This window comes from Ollibium composti (assembly GCF_004801285.1).
Classification (GTDB): domain Bacteria; phylum Pseudomonadota; class Alphaproteobacteria; order Rhizobiales; family Rhizobiaceae; genus Mesorhizobium; species Mesorhizobium composti.
Window position 1 is genome coordinate 17,798 of record NZ_SSNY01000004.1, and the last position, 15,839, is coordinate 33,636.

14 protein-coding genes are annotated in these 15,839 nt (G+C 65.6%); 9 read left to right on the forward strand and 5 right to left on the reverse strand.

What is annotated here, in order from left to right:
* From ligD to E6C48_RS08305, 5 genes are all read right to left on the reverse strand, one after another.
* Nucleotides 1-2,538, reverse strand: a complete 2,538-nt coding sequence (gene ligD, locus E6C48_RS08285; protein WP_136356002.1) for a DNA ligase D — start codon at nt 2,536-2,538, stop codon at nt 1-3.
* A 9-nt stretch (nt 2,539-2,547) separates the two neighbouring features.
* Complete coding sequence (ku, locus tag E6C48_RS08290) at nt 2,548-3,417, reverse strand: non-homologous end joining protein Ku (protein ID WP_136356004.1); 870 nt, start codon at nt 3,415-3,417, stop codon at nt 2,548-2,550.
* 142 nt (nt 3,418-3,559) lie between these two features.
* On the reverse strand, nt 3,560-4,933 hold the full coding sequence (locus E6C48_RS08295; protein ID WP_136356006.1) for an aspartate aminotransferase family protein: 1,374 nt from the start codon (nt 4,931-4,933) through the stop codon (nt 3,560-3,562).
* 27 nt (nt 4,934-4,960) lie between these two features.
* Complete coding sequence (locus E6C48_RS08300; protein ID WP_136356008.1) at nt 4,961-6,460, reverse strand: NAD-dependent succinate-semialdehyde dehydrogenase; 1,500 nt, start codon at nt 6,458-6,460, stop codon at nt 4,961-4,963.
* 124 nt (nt 6,461-6,584) lie between these two features.
* Complete coding sequence (locus E6C48_RS08305; RefSeq protein ID WP_136356010.1) at nt 6,585-7,076, reverse strand: Lrp/AsnC family transcriptional regulator; 492 nt, start codon at nt 7,074-7,076, stop codon at nt 6,585-6,587.
* Nucleotides 7,077-7,159: 83 nt separating this feature from the next.
* Here E6C48_RS08305 and ehuR point away from each other — a divergent pair, with 83 nt between their 5' ends.
* From ehuR to doeA, 9 genes are all read left to right on the forward strand, one after another.
* Nucleotides 7,160-8,545, forward strand: coding sequence for a MocR-like ectoine utilization transcription factor EhuR (gene ehuR / locus E6C48_RS08310; RefSeq protein ID WP_136356012.1), 1,386 nt, complete (start codon nt 7,160-7,162; stop codon nt 8,543-8,545).
* Between the two features lie 123 nt (nt 8,546-8,668).
* Complete coding sequence (gene ehuA / locus E6C48_RS08315) at nt 8,669-9,454, forward strand: ectoine/hydroxyectoine ABC transporter ATP-binding protein EhuA (protein WP_136356014.1); 786 nt, start codon at nt 8,669-8,671, stop codon at nt 9,452-9,454.
* Nucleotides 9,455-9,516: 62 nt separating this feature from the next.
* Nucleotides 9,517-10,368 carry an ectoine/hydroxyectoine ABC transporter substrate-binding protein EhuB gene (ehuB, locus tag E6C48_RS08320; RefSeq protein WP_136356016.1) on the forward strand — a complete coding sequence of 284 codons (852 nt, stop codon included), beginning with the start codon at nt 9,517-9,519 and terminating at the stop codon, nt 10,366-10,368.
* A 160-nt stretch (nt 10,369-10,528) separates the two neighbouring features.
* Nucleotides 10,529-11,188: an ectoine/hydroxyectoine ABC transporter permease subunit EhuC gene (gene ehuC, locus E6C48_RS08325; protein WP_136356018.1), complete on the forward strand. Its 660-nt coding sequence runs from the start codon at nt 10,529-10,531 to the stop codon at nt 11,186-11,188.
* A 10-nt stretch (nt 11,189-11,198) separates the two neighbouring features.
* Nucleotides 11,199-11,858, forward strand: a complete 660-nt coding sequence (gene ehuD, locus E6C48_RS08330) for an ectoine/hydroxyectoine ABC transporter permease subunit EhuD (RefSeq protein ID WP_136356021.1) — start codon at nt 11,199-11,201, stop codon at nt 11,856-11,858.
* 4 nt (nt 11,859-11,862) lie between these two features.
* Nucleotides 11,863-12,633, forward strand: coding sequence for an ectoine utilization protein EutA (gene eutA, locus E6C48_RS08335; RefSeq protein WP_136356023.1), 771 nt, complete (start codon nt 11,863-11,865; stop codon nt 12,631-12,633).
* A gap of 4 nt (nt 12,634-12,637) precedes the next feature.
* Nucleotides 12,638-13,630, forward strand: coding sequence for a hydroxyectoine utilization dehydratase EutB (eutB, locus tag E6C48_RS08340; protein WP_136356025.1), 993 nt, complete (start codon nt 12,638-12,640; stop codon nt 13,628-13,630).
* Nucleotides 13,627-14,619: an ectoine utilization protein EutC gene (gene eutC / locus E6C48_RS08345; protein ID WP_136356027.1), complete on the forward strand. Its 993-nt coding sequence runs from the start codon at nt 13,627-13,629 to the stop codon at nt 14,617-14,619. Before eutB ends, eutC begins: the two co-directional genes overlap by 4 nt.
* A gap of 41 nt (nt 14,620-14,660) precedes the next feature.
* Nucleotides 14,661-15,839 carry an ectoine hydrolase DoeA gene (doeA, locus tag E6C48_RS08350; RefSeq protein WP_136356029.1) on the forward strand — a complete coding sequence of 393 codons (1,179 nt, stop codon included), beginning with the start codon at nt 14,661-14,663 and terminating at the stop codon, nt 15,837-15,839.

Consider the following 15,839-nt stretch of genomic DNA (forward strand, 5'->3'; position numbering starts at 1 on the left):
TCACCCCAGCTTCAACGGTTTGCCGGCCGCAAAGAAACCTTTCCACGGATCGTCGCCCGCCAGGCGCTTCAGCGTCGTCTTGTCGCCGATCGGAAAGGCGTTGGGCGGCAGGCCGTCCTCGATTTCCGTCCACGTCACCGGCATGGAAACGGTCGCGCCCTTCTTGGCGCGCGAGGAATAGGGCGCGACCGTGGTCGAGCCGCGGCCGTTGCGCAGGTAGTCGATGAAGATACGCCCCGTGCGCGCCTTCTTCGACAGCGTCGCCGTATAGCGGTCCGGCTCGGCCTGCTCCATGGCGCGGGCGAAATCATGGGCGAAACCCTTCACCGCATCCCATTTGGCCTTCGGCTTCAGCGGCACCATCAAGTGATAGCCCTTGCCGCCCGATGTCTTGACGAAGACCGGCAGCGACAGTTCCTCCAGCTTGTCCCGGATGTCGAGCGCCGCCTGCCGCACCCTATCGACCGCAACGCCCTCGTCGGGATCGAGGTCGAAGACGATCTGGTCGGGCGTGTCGATCTTGTCCACGGTGCAGCCCCAGACATGGATTTCCACCACGCCCATCTGCACCAGCGCCGCGATGCCGTCGAAATCCTTCACATAGAGGATTTCCTCATTGTCTTCGGGGTCCTTCGACTTGAAGATTTTTTCGCTCATGCCGGCCGAGGCGTGCTTCTGGAAGAAGCGCGGGCCGCCGACGCCGTCCGGCGCGCGCACCAGCGCCAGCGGCCGGTTGACGACGAACGGCTTCATGCGCGGCCAGACCAGGTCGTAGTGTTCAAGCAGGGCCTGCTTCGACACCTTCTCTTCGGGCCACAGGAGTTTGTCGGGGTGGGTAAGCTTTATCCCTGTCTTCACGACGGTTTTCCCCTTCCCTCTCGGAGCCGCGTCCCTGGTGGTTGAAGCGCCCTGCCCGGCCTTATCCTTGCCGGAGACCGCCTTCGGCTCTTCCTGCACGACCTCTTCGGCCGGCTTGTCCTCGCGCAGTCCCTGGAACGAGGCGTGGCGGATGATACGATCGGCCGTCCAGGAACGGAACTCCACTTCCGCGACCAGATCGGGTTCGACCCAGACCAGCCCCTTGCCGCCCGGCACCTTGGCGTCGAAGGGTGATTTTTTCGCCTTCAGCGCGTCGAGCTTCTTCTTGAGATCGTCGCCGGCCTTGGCCGAAAACCCGGTGCCGACGCGGCCGGCATAGCGCAGCCGGTCGCCCTCGTGATAGCCGACGAGCAGCGAGCGCAGGCCGCGCCCGGTCTTTTCGGAAGGCAGATAGCCGCCGATGACGAATTCCTGGCGTTGGGTGCATTTCGACTTGATCCAGACGCCGGTGCGGCCGGAGCGGTACGGCGCGTCGGCGCGCTTGGAAACGACGCCTTCCAGCCCCATGCGGCAGGCATGCTTCAGCATGACCTTGCCCGGCTCGACGAAATGGTCGGAAAAACGCACCGGGCCGTCGTCGCCCAGCGGCTCCAGCAATTCGGAGAGCCGCTCCTTGCGCTCGACCAGCGCCTCGTCGCGCAGGTCCTCGCCGTCCAGCCGCAAGAGGTCGAAGACGTAGTAGATCATGCGGTCCGTCCGGTCGGCCGACAGGTCGGCCTGCAACAGGGAAAACGACGACACGCCGTCGCCGCCGAGAACGACGATCTCGCCGTCGATTATGGCGTCGGCGCATTTGAGACGGGCAAGAGCCGCCGGGATTTCGCCGCCGAAGCGTTCGGTCCAGTCCAGTCCTTTGCGGGTGAGCAGGCGGATTTCGGTGCCGGCGATTGCAGCCTGCATCCGATAGCCGTCGAACTTCACCTCATGCAGCCATTCCTTGCCCGACGGGGCGTCGCGCTCCAGCGTCGCCAGCGCAGGCTCGACAAACTGCAGCCTCGATGCCGATTTGCGCGCTGCTTTGCCCGTCGCCGGCTTGTTGGAATGCCAGACCTGCGGCTTCTTTCCCTTGGCCGCCCTGCCCTCGCCCACCTCCTCGACGGTAAGGCCGGACTTCACCGATTCCGGCCGCTCCTTCAGGATGTCCTCGCCGGGCCGTGCCGCCGCGTCGTCGGACTTGATCAGCAGCCAGTTGTCCTTCTTTTCGCCCGCACGCGGCTTCAGGCGCACCAGATGCCACTTGCCGGAAAGCTTCTCGCCGTACAGCTCGAAGTCGATATGGCCTTTCTTCATGCCGGCGGCCGGATCGTGCTCGGGCACCCAGGTGCCCTCGTCCCAGACGATCACCGAGCCGCCGCCATATTCGCCTTTCGGGATCGTGCCCTCGAAGGGCGCATAGTCGATCGGATGATCCTCGACATGGACCGCCAGCCGCTTCTCGTGCGGGTCGAGACTGGGGCCGCGCGTGACCGCCCAGCTCCACAGCACGCCGCCGTGCTCGAGGCGCAGGTCGTAATGCAGGCGCGTCGCGGCATGCTTGTGGATGACGAAGATGCCGCCCTCGCCAGCCTTTGCCTGGCGGCGCTGCACCTTGCCGGCCGGTTCGGCGGTCTTCGAGAAGTCGCGCTTGGCGCGATATTTTTCCAGGGCTTGCTCGGCCATGGCCCGCCCTTAAGCCGATTTCCGCTTCGGTTTCGCCTTCGGCTCCGGCGCCTTCTTGCTTGATGCCTTGGTCGCCTTGACCGAACCCGCTTCGGCGTCGTTGTCGGCGGCGAGGCTCTTCTTCAGGGCATCGAACAGGTTGACCACGTTGGACGGTTTGCTCACCGCCTTGGCCTTGGGCGCCTTGCGGCCGGCCTTCTTGGCGCGGATCAGTTCGATCAGCGCTTCCTCGTATTTGTCGTCGAACCCGGACGGATCGAATTTCGTCGCCTTCTTGTCGATGATATGCTGGGCGAGCTCGATCATCTCCTTGTCGAGCTTGACCGCCTTGATCTCGTCGAACACCGTATCGGGCTGGCGCACCGTGCTGTCGTAGCGCAGCGTGGTCAGCACCATACCCTTGCCGAGCGGCTCGATGACCACGGGCCGTTCACGGCGGTAGAGCACGATGCGGGCAAGCCCCGCCTTCTTTTTCGCCGCCATCGCCTCGCGGATGACGGCGAAGGCATCCTCGGACACCTTGTCGGCCGGCGACAGATAATAGGGTGTGTCGAGATAGATCTGCTGGATCGAAGCCTTGTCGACGAAGCCGTCGAGGGCGAGCATGTTGGAGGACTCGACTTGCACCGCCTCGATCTCGTCGTCCTCGATGTGGACGTAGTCGCCGTTCTCGACCTCGTAGCCTTTGATCTCGTCCTCGTCCTCCACCGGCTTGCCGGTTTCGGCATCGACATAGATGCGCTTCACACGGTTCCCGGTTCTGCGGTTGATGACGTGGAAGGAAACCTTTTCGGCATGGGTGACCACATTGGTGAGTTCCACCGCGCAGGTAACCAGCGACAGTTTGAGATAACCCTTCCAGGCCGGACGCGGGGCCATATCCGTCTCCTTGCAGCGGAATGGAGCGGAACGGACAAACGCCATTCCAGTTCCATCGCCCCTCGAAGAGCGAACATCCGTCCGCCGCCACAAGGCGGCGGAAATTGCCCGGTCCCGTTTCGGAAGGCGCCTGAGCCTTGGCTCAGCCGAGCACGGCCTTCACCGCCTCGACGGTCTTGGCAACGACCGTATCCGCCTCCTCGCGGGTCAGGCAGAGCGGCGGGGCGAAGCCGAGGATGTCGCCCTGCGGCATGGCGCGGCCGATGACGCCGCTTGTCGCGAGGGCGGCCGCCACCTGCGGGCCGATCTTCTTTGCGGCATCGAAGAACTTGCGGTCGTCCTTGTCCTCGACGAACTCCACCGCGGCCAACATGCCCTCGCCGCGTACGTCGCCGACATTTTTATGCCCTGCGACCGCGTCAGTCAGCCCTTTGCGGAAATAGGCGCCGGTCTCGCCGGCGTTCTTCACCAGATCCAGCTCATCGATCAGTTCGAGATTGGCGACACCGGCCGCCGCACAGATCGGATGCGCCGAATAGGTCCAGCCATGGCCGATGGGACCGAGCTTGTCGGAACCCTCGACCAGCACCTTCCACACCTTGTCGCCGACGATGACGCCCGACAGCGGCGCATAGGCCGAGGTCAGTCCCTTGGCGATGGTGATGAGGTCCGGCTGGATGCCGTAGTGGTCGGAGCCGAACATGGAGCTCAGCCGACCGAAACCGGTCACCACCTCGTCGGCCACGAGCAGGATATCGTATTTCTTCAGCACCGCCTGGATCTTGCCCCAATAGCCCTTCGGTGGCGGCACGATGCCGCCGGTGCCCAGCACCGGCTCGCCGATGAAGGCGGCGATGGTTTCCGGCCCCTGCGCAACGATCAGCTTTTCGAGCTGGTCGGCGCAGTATTGGGCAAACTGCTCCTCCGACAGCGAGCGGTCCTCGCGGCGGTAGTAGTAGGGTGCTTCCGTGTGCAGGATCGGCGCGCGCGGCAGGTCGAAGGCGTTGTGGAAGCCGGCAAGCCCGGTCAGCGAGCCGGTCATGACGCCGGAGCCGTGATAGCCGCGCCAGCGCGAGATGATCTTCTTCTTCTCAGGCCGGCCGAGCACGTTGTTGTAGTACCAGATCAGCTTGATGTTGGTCTCGTTGGCATCGGAGCCGGAGAGGCCGTAATAGACCCTGGACATGCCCTTCGGTGCCCGGTCGATGATCATCTTGGAGAGCCGGATCGAGGCTTCCGTGCCGTGGCCGACATAGGCGTGATAGTAGGCGAGGTTCCTGGCCTGCTCGGCAATGGCGTCGGCGATCTTCTGGCGGCCATAGCCGACATTGACGCAATAGAGGCCGGCGAAGGCGTCGAGGCTCTTCTTGCCGTTCGTGTCCCAGATGGTCGCGCCCTCGCCGCCGGCCATGACGCGGTTCGGCATCTCGCCGCGCGCATGCATGCCCATGTGGGTCGAGGGGTGGAAGAAGTGGTCGCGATCCCAGGCGGCGAGTTCGTTGGATTGTTCGAGCATCGTTTTCTCCTTTTTTCGCCGCCCGGCTCACGCCAGGTCGAGGCACACATATTTGAGGTCGGTGAAGGCCTCCAAGCCGTGGCGCGAGCCCTCGCGGCCGAGACCCGACTGCTTGACGCCACCGAAGGGGATCGGCGCGCCGGTGATCTTCACCCGGTTGACGGCCACCATGCCGTATTCCAGCGCATTCGCCAAACGCCGCTGGCGCGCGCCGTTCTCGGTGACGACATAGGCGACGAGCCCGTATTCGGTATCGTTGGCGCGGGCAATGACCTCGTCCTCACTGTCGAAAGGCGCGACCGCGGCGACCGGCCCGAAGGTTTCCTCATGCATGATGAGCGCATCGTCCGGCACATCGGCAAGCAGCGTGGGCAGGTAGAACAGCGAGCCGGGCGCCTGCCGCTTGCCGCCGGCGAGAAGCCGCGCACCGCGCGCCTGCGCATCGGCGACCTGCTCCTCGACTTTTTTCACGGCGCGCTCGTGCATCAGCGGGCCGATCTCCGTGCCTTCCGCCAGACCGTTGCCGACCTTCAGCGCCTCGATGCGGGCGGCATAGGCGGCACAGAAAGCGTCGTAGAGCCCACACTGGACATAGATGCGGTTGGCGGCAAGGCAATCCTGCCCTGAGGTCGCGAACTTGGCGTCGACGGCGATCCTGACCGCCCTGTCGAGATCGGCGTCGTCGAAAACGATCAACGGCGCATGGCCACCCAGTTCCATGACGAGCCGTTTCATCGTCGGCGCGCATTGAGCGGCGATCAACCGGCCGATTTCGGTCGACCCGGTAAAGCTCATGGCGCGCACGCGGGCATCCTCGCACAGGCGCCCGACGATGGTCGCGGCATCGCCGGTGACGACGTTGAAGACGCCCGCCGGCAAGCCGGCGCGCTCGCCAAGCTCGGCCAGCGCCAGCGCCGACAGCGGCGTCTCGGAGGAAGGATGCGCGACGATCGTGCAGCCAGCGGCGAGCGCGGCGGCCGCCTTGCGCGTCAGCATCGCGGAGGGAAAATTCCACGGCGTAACGACGCCGACGACACCGAGCGGCTCCCGTCGCACGATCATTTCCGCGCCTGGCAGATGGCTGGTGACACTCTCTGCGTTCACCCGCTTCGCCTCCTCGGCATACCACTCGACGAACGAAGCCGCGTAGTCGATCTCGCCGCGCGATTCGGCGAGCGGTTTTCCCTGCTCCAGCGTCATCAGCAACGCGAGGTCTTCCTTCGCCGCGACGATGAGGTCGAACCAGTTCCGCAGGATTTTCGAGCGCTCCCGCGGCAGCAGCGCCTTCCAGGCCGGAAAGGCTCGTGACGCCGCGTCGATCGCCTTGCCGGTCTGGCCGGCATCGAGCGAAGCGACAAAGGCGACCGTCGCGCCGGAGGCCGGATCGGTGACTTCGAAAGAGCCGGCGGAAGCACCTGTGGTCCAGTGCCCGTCGACATAGGCGAGTTCGCGATAAAGCCGGCGGTCGGTCAGGCGGTCGAGCGCGTCGTGGCGCAACGAGCGGGCGAAATGGGCATGGGCGGACATGGCGAGACTCCTGATCCGCCACGATCCTAGTCGCCATGGGCCGAGAAAGAGCCTATTCGAACCTCCACCAATAGAGAGATTCTCTAAAGGTGGGCCCAAGCCGGAACGATTTCTCCGTCGCGCCTCAAGGCCGGTCGCCGACCAGTTCCGCCACCGGCAGCACCGCCTCCTCCTTCACCGTCTTGGTGACGATGTAGGTGAAGTAGCGGTCGATGCCGATCTCGCGCTCCAGCAGCGCGTCGACCAGCCGCTGGTAAGCGTCGATGTCGCGCGCCATCACCTTGAGCAGATAGTCGACGCCGCCGCCGACCGACCAGCAGGCGACGATTTCGGGCGTGTCGCGCACCACGCGCTCGAAACGGTCGAAATCCGCCTGCCGGTGGTTGGCCAGCGTCACTTCCATCAACACGGTAGTGACCGGCGCCAGCAGGCGCACAGCCACCTTGCCGTGATAGCCCGAGATGATGCCCGCCTTTTCCAGCCGGGCGAGCCGCATCCAGCACGGCGTCGGCGACAGCCCGACCATCTCGGCAAGCTTCAGCTTGGTGATGCGGCCGTCGCGCTGGATGGCGTCGAGGATTTTCAGGTCGATGGCGTCGAGTTTCGGTGCGGTCATGGGCGTCGCTTTTCGGTGCGCCCGCACCATGGGGGTGCATGATTTCGATTGTCAATTGCACTGATTTCGATCTCTAATAAGTCATGACATTGTGGCAGCCAGATCCGGCGCTTATCCGCCGTCCCGCCTACCTCTCGCTGGCCGACCAGTTCGCCCGCGCCATCCACGACGGCAGGCTGGCGAACGGCGCCCGGTTGCCGACGCACCGGGCGCTGGCGGATGCGCTGAAACTGTCGGTGCAGACGGTGTCGCGCGCCTACGAGGAACTGATCCGGCGAGGCCTGGTGTCGGGCGAGATCGGCCGCGGTTCCTTCGTGCAGACGCAGCGCCGCGAGCCCGAGCCGCCCTATCTGCCCGAACGACCGGGCGAGGTGATCGACCTGTCGATCCTGAAGCCGGCCTGCGAGACGATGCACCAAGGGCGGCTGAAACAGGCGCTGGCCTGGCTGGCGGAGGCGCTGCCGGCAAGCTCGGCGCTGTCCTTCCGGCCGAACATGGTGTTCCCGCGCCACCGCGCGGTGGCGGCGGAATGGCTGGCGACCTGCGGGCTTGAGGCCTCGCCGCAGAACGTCACGCTGACCAACGGCGCCACCGCCGGCATGACGGTGGCGCTGATGAGCGTAGCCCCTCCCGGCTCCACCGTCGCCACCGAGGCCATCGGCCACCACACGCTGGTGCCGCTGGCGCGCTATCTCGGCTTCCATCTCGAAGGCCTGCCGATCGACGACGACGGGCTGATCCCGGAAGCGTTGGACGAAGCCTGCCGGCTGGCCGACATCCGCGCGGTCTTCGTGCAACCCTCGGTCATCAACCCGACGGCGACGCTGATGGGCTCGGTGCGGCGCGCGCAGCTGGCGGAAGTGGCGCGGCGGCACGACATCGCCATCATCGAGAACGACGTGCTCGGCCCGCTGGTTGAGGATCGCGCGCCGCCGCTCGCCTATTTCGCGCCAGAACGCACGCTCTACGTCACCTCCTTTTCCAAGATCACCGTGCCCGGCCTGCGCGTCGGCTATCTCGTCGCGCCCGACCGCTACGCCGCCGCCGTCGCCAACCGGCACCTCGTGTCGAACTGGATGGCAACGCCCATGGTGGCCGAGATCGCCACCAAATGGGTGACCGACGGCACGGCGATGGATCTGGTGCGCTGGCAGCGCGACGCCTTGCGCCGCAGGCATGAGATCGCCAGCGAGGCTCTGCAGGGCGTCGCCTATCGCACATGCCGGGACGCCCTGCATATCTGGCTGCAACTGCCGGACGACCGCTCCGAGGAAGCCTTCGTCGCCCAGGCTCGGCTGCGCGGCGTGGCGATCGCCCCCGGCGCCTCGTTCCGCATCGCCGAGACGCCCTGGAAGCCCGCAGTGCGCATCTCGCTCGGCTCGACGACGGAGGGCGAATTGCAGGCAGGTCTCGGCGTGGTGACGAAGCTCCTGCTCGGCGATCCGGAGCATCTTCTGCTCGCGATCTAGGCGCTTGCAGCCGCAAAATTGTGCGGAATCAGAAAAATTGTCATGATTTTATTTTCTCAATTGACATGATTTCTGACCTTCCCCATCGTTAGGGACAAAGCTTCTCCAGGACGGGGGAACGCATTGTCCGCGCCCATCATCAAGATCGACTCCATCGCCAAGAGTTTCGGCGCCTTCAAGGTGCTGGACGGCCTGTCGATGCAGGTCATGCCCGGCGAGAAGCTGGCGCTCATCGGCCCCTCCGGCTCGGGCAAGACGACGATCCTGCGCATCCTGATGACGCTGGAGCGCATCGACGGCGGCCACATCCAGATCGACGGCGAGCACCTCTACCATATGGAGCGCAACGGCCAGCTCCTGCCGGCGGACGAGCGGCACCTGACGCGGATGCGGCAGAAGATCGGCATGGTCTTCCAGCTGTTCAACCTATTCCCGCACAAATGCGTGCTCGACAACGTCACGCTGGCGCCGATGCTGACCAAGGGAACGCCGCGCGCCGCCGCCGAGAAGCGGGCGATGGAACTGCTCGACATGGTGGGCATGGCGGACAAGGCGAAGAACATGCCGGCGCAGCTTTCCGGCGGGCAGAAGCAGCGCGTGGCGATCGCACGCGCGCTGGCGCTGTCGCCCAAGATCATGCTGTTCGACGAGGTCACTTCCGCGCTCGACCCCGAGCTTGTCGAGGAAGTGCTGAACGTCATGCGCAAGCTCGCCGCCGAGACGGACATGACGATGCTGCTGGTGACGCATGAGATGGGTTTCGCGCACGATTTCGCCGACCGGGTGCTGTTCTTCGATCGAGGCCGGATCGTCGAGGAAGGCAAGCCCGACGAGATTTTCCGTCATCCCAAGCAGGAACGCACGCAGGCCTTCCTGAAGAAGATCATCGCGGCCGGACACCGGGTCTGACCGCTTTGCCGGGCGCATATGCCGCCCAAACAAACCAAGAAGAACCAATGGAGCTGGGAACGATGAAAAGATTTGCAACATGGGCCGGCGTCGCCGGCCTCGCCGTGGCAGCGACGCTCGCCGCCACCACGCCGGGATCGGCAGACGACAGCAAGCTGGAACAACTGAAGGAACAGGGTTTCGCGCGGCTCGCCATCGCCAACGAGCCGCCCTATACGGCCGTCGCCGCCGACGGCAAGGTGTCGGGCGCCGCGCCCGACGTCGCCCGTGAGGTTTTCAAGCGGCTCGGCGTCGCCGACGTCGTGGCGTCGATCTCCGAATACGGCGCGATGATCCCCGGCCTGCAGGCGGGCCGCTTCGACGTCGTCACCGCCGGCCTGTTCATGAAGCCGGAACGCTGCGCTGCGGTCGCCTATTCGGAACCGGTGCTGTGCGATGCCGAGGCCATGCTGGTCAAGAAGGGCAATCCGAAGGGCTTCAAGAGCTACGAGGACGTCGCCAAGGATACGTCGGCGACCATCGGCGCGCCCGGCGGCGGCACCGAGGAGAAGCTGGCGCTCAACGCCGGCGTGCCCCGGGACCGCGTCATCGTCGTGCCCGACGGCCAGAGCGGCCTGAAGATGGTGCAGGACGGGCGCATCGACGCCTACTCGCTGCCGGTGCTATCAATCAACGACCTGATGAAGAAGGCCAACGACCCGAACCTCGAGGTCATCGCGCCGGTTCAGGGCGCGCCGGTCTATTGCGACGGCGCCGCCTTCAACAAGAAGGACACGGCACTGCGCGACGCCTTCAACGTCGAACTGGCGAAGATGAAGAAGTCCGGCGAATTCGCCAAGATCATCGAGCCCTATGGCTTCTCGGCGGCGGCGGCGATGTCGACGACCACCGAAAAGCTCTGCTCGGCGAAGTGAAGGCCTTCTTCTCCCCGTTCACGGGGAGAAGATGTCGGCAGGCAGATGAGGGGCGGCGCAAATTTTTCAAAGCTGGCGCTGCCCCTCATCCGTCACTTCGTGACACCTTCTCCCCGTGAACGGGGAGAAGGAAGAATCCTCCACCGCAACCGGAAATCCCATGACCGACTGGTCCGGCTATCTCTACCTGATCCTGCAAGGCGCGCTCGTCACCGTGGAACTCACGCTGATGGGCTCGGTGCTGGCGCTGATCATGGCCTTCGTCGCCGGGCTGGGACGCCTGTCGCGTTTCTTCGCCGTGCGCGCGCTGGCAACGGCCTATATCGAATTCTTCCGCGGCACCTCGATCTTCGTCCAGCTTTTCTGGGTCTATTTCGTGCTGCCGCTGGCCGGCTTCGAGCTGACGCCGCTGCAGGCCGGCGTGCTCGGGCTGGGCCTGAACGTCGGCGCCTACGGAGCCGAGGTGGTGCGCGGCGCCGTGCAGTCGATCGGTAAGGAGCAATACGAAGCCTGCGTGGCGCTCAATCTCGGCCGCTGGCAGGGCATGCGCCACGTCATCCTGCCGCAGGCGCTGCTGTTGATGCTGCCGACCTTCGGCAACAACGCCATCGAACTGCTCAAGGCGACGTCGGTCGTCTCGCTGATCTCGCTCGCCGACATGACCTTCCAGGCCAACATCGTGCGCTCGCAGACCGGCAACACCATGCTTCCCTTCGCCACCATCCTCATCCTCTACTTCGCGATGGCGTCGGCAATCTCGTGGGGCGTGCGCACGCTGGAGCGGCGCATGGCGCGCGGCCTCGACGGCGTCAGGACCTGAGGGGGCGGCGATGGAATGGGATTGGGACTTCGTCTGGCAGATCCTCCCGACCCTGATCCAGGGCGTCAAGATCACCATCCTCGCCACCTTGCTCGGCTCGGTGCTAGCCGCCGTCGTCGGTCTCGCGATCGCGCTGTTGCGCCGCTCGCCCAACCGGCTGATTTCCCGACCGGTAGGCTTCTTCGCCGAATTCATCCGCGGCACGCCGCTGCTCGTGCAACTCTACTTCATCTTCTACGTCCTGCCCGACATCGGCATCCTTCTGCCGCCGCTGGTGGCCGGCGTCATCGGGCTTGGCCTGCACTACGGCACCTACGCGGCAGAGGTCTATCGCGCCGGCATCGACAACGTGCCGCGCGGTCAGTGGGAGGCGGCCAAGGCCTGCAACCTCAGCGCCCGGCAGACCTGGACGCACATCATCCTGCCGCAGGCCATCCCGCCGATGATACCGGCGCTCGCCAACTATTTCGTCGCCATGTTCAAGGAAACGCCGCTGCTTTCGGCCATCACCGTACTGGAGCTGATGAACCAGGCGAAACTGGTCGCCAACTCTTACTACCGGTATGTCGAGCCGATGACGCTGGTCGGCGTCTTCTTCCTCATCATCAGCCTGTTCTCGGTCATCCTGCTGCGTTGGCTGGAACGCCGTTACGGAAGGATCGAGCGGTAAAGCAATGTCCGACATCCGTCTCCACGCCGAGCGTCCGCCGCTCGATCCGAGTCCGCTGAAAAAACGCGTCGGTCTCGTCATCCTGGCCACCGACCACACCAGCGAGGTGGACTTCCGCCGCATGGTCGCGAGCGAAACCATCGGGGTCTATGGCGCCCGCATCCCCTACGCCAATCCGACCACGCCGGAAAACCTGAGAAAAATGCAGCCGGCTCTGACGGCTGGCGCCGCGCTGATCCTGCCCGACGAGCCGCTCGACGCGATCTGCTATTCCTGCACCTCGGCCTCGGTGGTGATCGGCGACGCCGAGATCGAAGCCGCGATCCAGGCGGCCAAGCCGGGCGTCCCTGTGGTGACGCCGCCGATGGCCGCGATACGCGGCCTGCGCGCCTTGGGGGCAAAGCGTATTTCCATCCTGACGCCCTACACGGTGGAAACCAGCCGGCCGATGGCAGCCTATTTCGCCGGCCACGGCTTCGACATCGCCTCCTTCACCTGCCTCGGCTTCGAGGATGACCGCGAGATGGCCCGCATCCGGCCGGCAGCACTTGTCGATCTCGCCCGCGAGGCGACCCATCCGGAGGCGGAAGCGCTGTTCATCTCCTGCACCGCGCTGCGTTCCACGCTTGTGGCAGCCGACATCGAACGCGTCATCGGCCGGCCGGTCGTCACCTCCAACCAGGCGAGCGCCTGGAATTGCCTCAGGCTGTGCGGCGACGACACCGCCCATCCCGAATGGGGCCGGCTGATGACGCTGCCGCTTGGGCTCGCGTGATCCCATGGGCACGGCATTCGTCACCCTTGCCGACATCGAGGCCGCGCGGGCGCGCATCGCCGCCGACATCGTCGTGACCCCGACGGTCGACTCGCCTTCGCTCAGCGAAAAATTCAGCGTGCCGGTCCGGCTCAAGCTGGAGCATCGGCAAACGACCGGCTCCTTCAAGCTGCGCGGCGCCTCGAACGCGGTCGCGCTGCTGTCGACCGGCACGCGCGGCGTCACCGCCGCCTCCACCGGCAATCACGGCAGGGCGCTGTCGCTGGCGGCCAAGCGGCGCGGCATTCCCGCCGTCATCTGCATGTCGAAACTAGTACCGGAAAACAAGCTGGCGGAAATCCGCCGGCTGGGCGCCGAAGCGCGCATTGTGGGGGCGAGCCAGGACGAAGCACAGGTCGAAGCCGAGCGGCTTGTCGCAGAAGACGGGTTTTCGATGATCCCGCCCTTCGACCATCCCGCGGTCGTCGCCGGCCAGGGAACGCTGGGCGCCGAGATCGTCGAACAGACGCCGGACGTTGAAACCCTGCTGATCCAGGTTTCCGGCGGCGGGCTTGCTGCTGGCGTCGCCATGGCGGTGAAGACGCTGCGCCCGAATGTCCGCGTCATCGGTGTCTCGATGGCGCGGGGGGCTGCCATGAAGGCCAGTCTCGACGCCGGCCGACCGATCGAAGTCGAGGAAAAGGAAACGCTGGCGGATTCGCTCGGCGGCGGCATCGGCCTCGACAATCGCCTGACCTTCGCCATGTGCCGCGACCTGCTGGATGACCTCGTGCTTCTCAGCGAAGACGAGATCGCTGCCGGCGTCCGCCACGCTTACGAACAGGAGCGAGAAATCGTCGAGGGCGCCGGCGCGGTCGGGATCGCCGCGCTGCTGGCCGGCAAGGTCAGGCCGAAAGGCCCGACGGTGGCGGTGCTGTCGGGCCGCAACATCGCCATGGACCTGCATCGCGCCATCGTCTGCGGCACGTGGCGCGACGCACGGGAGCGCGCGGCATGACGCGCATGACCATCCTCACGGAAGCGGACCTGCGCAAGATCGTCAGGCTCGACCTCGACGCCGTCGCCTGCGTCGAAAACGCCTTCCGGGCGCTGGCGACCCTGCCGGTCGCCATGCCGCCGATCCTCAGGCTCGACATTCCCGAGCACAATGGCGAAGTGGATGTGAAGACGGCCTATGTGCCCGGCATCGACGGCTTCGCCATCAAGATCAGCCCCGGCTTCTTCGACAATCCCAAGATCGGCCTGCCCTCGACCAACGGCATGATGGTGCTGCTTTCGGCGAAAACCGGGCTGGTCGAGGCGCTACTGCTCGACAACGGCTACCTGACGGACGTGCGCACAGCAGCCGCCGGCGCGGTCGCCGCGAAACATCTAGCGCGGCCGGACGCGACAGTCGCGACGATCTTCGGCGCCGGCATGCAGGCGCGTCTTCAACTGGAGGCCCTGAAGCTGGTGCGGCCGATAGAAGGCGCGTGCATCTGGGCGCGCGATCGGCTCAAGGCCGAGCGGACGGCGGCGGAGCTGCGCGAAAAGCTGGGCATCGCGGTGCGCGCCGAGACCGACGCCGCCAGGGCCGTCACGGGCGCGGACATCATCGTGACGACCACGCCCTCGACCGAGCCGCTGATCCATGCCGGCTTCGTCACCGCCGGCCAGCACATCACCGCCATGGGCTCCGACGCCGAGCACAAGAACGAGATCGCGCCGGCGATCCTCAAGCTGGCCGACCTCTATGTCGCCGACAGCGCAAAACAGACACGGCGGCTCGGCGAACTGCACCACGCCATCGATGCAGGCCTGATCTCCGCCGATGCAGACGTCGCCGAACTCGGCGCCGTCATTGCCGGCAAGCGACACGGCCGGCGCGACGCCTCCGACATCACCGTCGCCGATCTCACCGGCACCGGCGTGCAGGACACCGCCATCGCCGCACTGGCGCGCGACCGCGCGAAGGCGGCAGGGATCGGGACCGTTTTCGAAAGCTGACAACGGGCGGGGAGCCCGGACAACGAGGAAAAGACTGCGACATGCAACCCAACCTGAAATTCACGCGCGAGGAATATGCGGAACGCCTCGCCAAGACCCGGCGGGCCATGGAGGCCAAGGGCGTCGACGTGCTGATCTGTTCCGACCCGTCGAACATGGCCTGGCTGACCGGCTATGACGGCTGGTCGTTCTACGTGCACCAGGCCGTCATCGTGCCGCCGGACGGCGAACCGATCTGGTACGGGCGCGGGCAGGACGCCAACGGCGCCAAGCGCACCGCCTATCTCGCCCACGACAACATCGTCGGTTATGCCGACCACTATGTGCAGTCGACCGAGCGCCACCCGATGGATTTTCTGTCCACCGTGCTGACGGAGCGTGGCCTCGGCAACAAGCGCATCGGCGTCGAGATGGACAATTACTGGTTCTCGGCCAAGGCGTTTGCGTCGCTGCAGCAGCACCTGCCCAACGCGCGCTTCGTCGACGCCACCGCGCTGGTCAACTGGCAGCGCGCGGTGAAGAGCCCGACCGAGATCGACTACATGCGCAAGGCCGCGCGCATCGTCGAGGCCATGCACGCCCGCATCGTCGACAAGATGGAGATCGGCATGAGGAAGTGCGACCTCGTCGCCGAGATCTACGATGCCGGCACGCGCGGCGTCGACGGGATAGGCGGCGACTATCCGGCCATCGTGCCGCTTTTGCCGTCCGGAGTGGATGCCTCGGCGCCGCACCTGACCTGGGACGACAGGCCGATGAAGGCCGGCGAAGGCACCTTCTTCGAGATCGCCGGCTGTTATAATCGCTATCACTGCCCGCTGTCGCGCACCGTATTCCTCGGCAATCCGACGCAGGCGTTCCTCGATGCCGAGAAGGCGACGCTGGAGGGCATGGAGGCCGGGCTGGCGGCGGCAAAGCCCGGCAACACCTGCGAGGACATCGCCAACGCCTTCTTCGCGGTGCTGAAGAAGTACGGCATCGTCAAGGACAACCGCACCGGCTACCCGATCGGCATTTCCTATCCGCCGGACTGGGGCGAGCGCACCATGAGCCTGCGCCCCGGCGACCGCACCGAGCTGAAGCCCGGCATGACCTTCCATTTCATGACCGGCTTGTGGCTGGAGACGATGGGGCTGGAGATCACCGAGTCCATCCTCATCACGGAGACCGGCGTGGAATGCCTGGCCAACGTGCCGCGCAAGCTGGTGGTGAAGGACTAG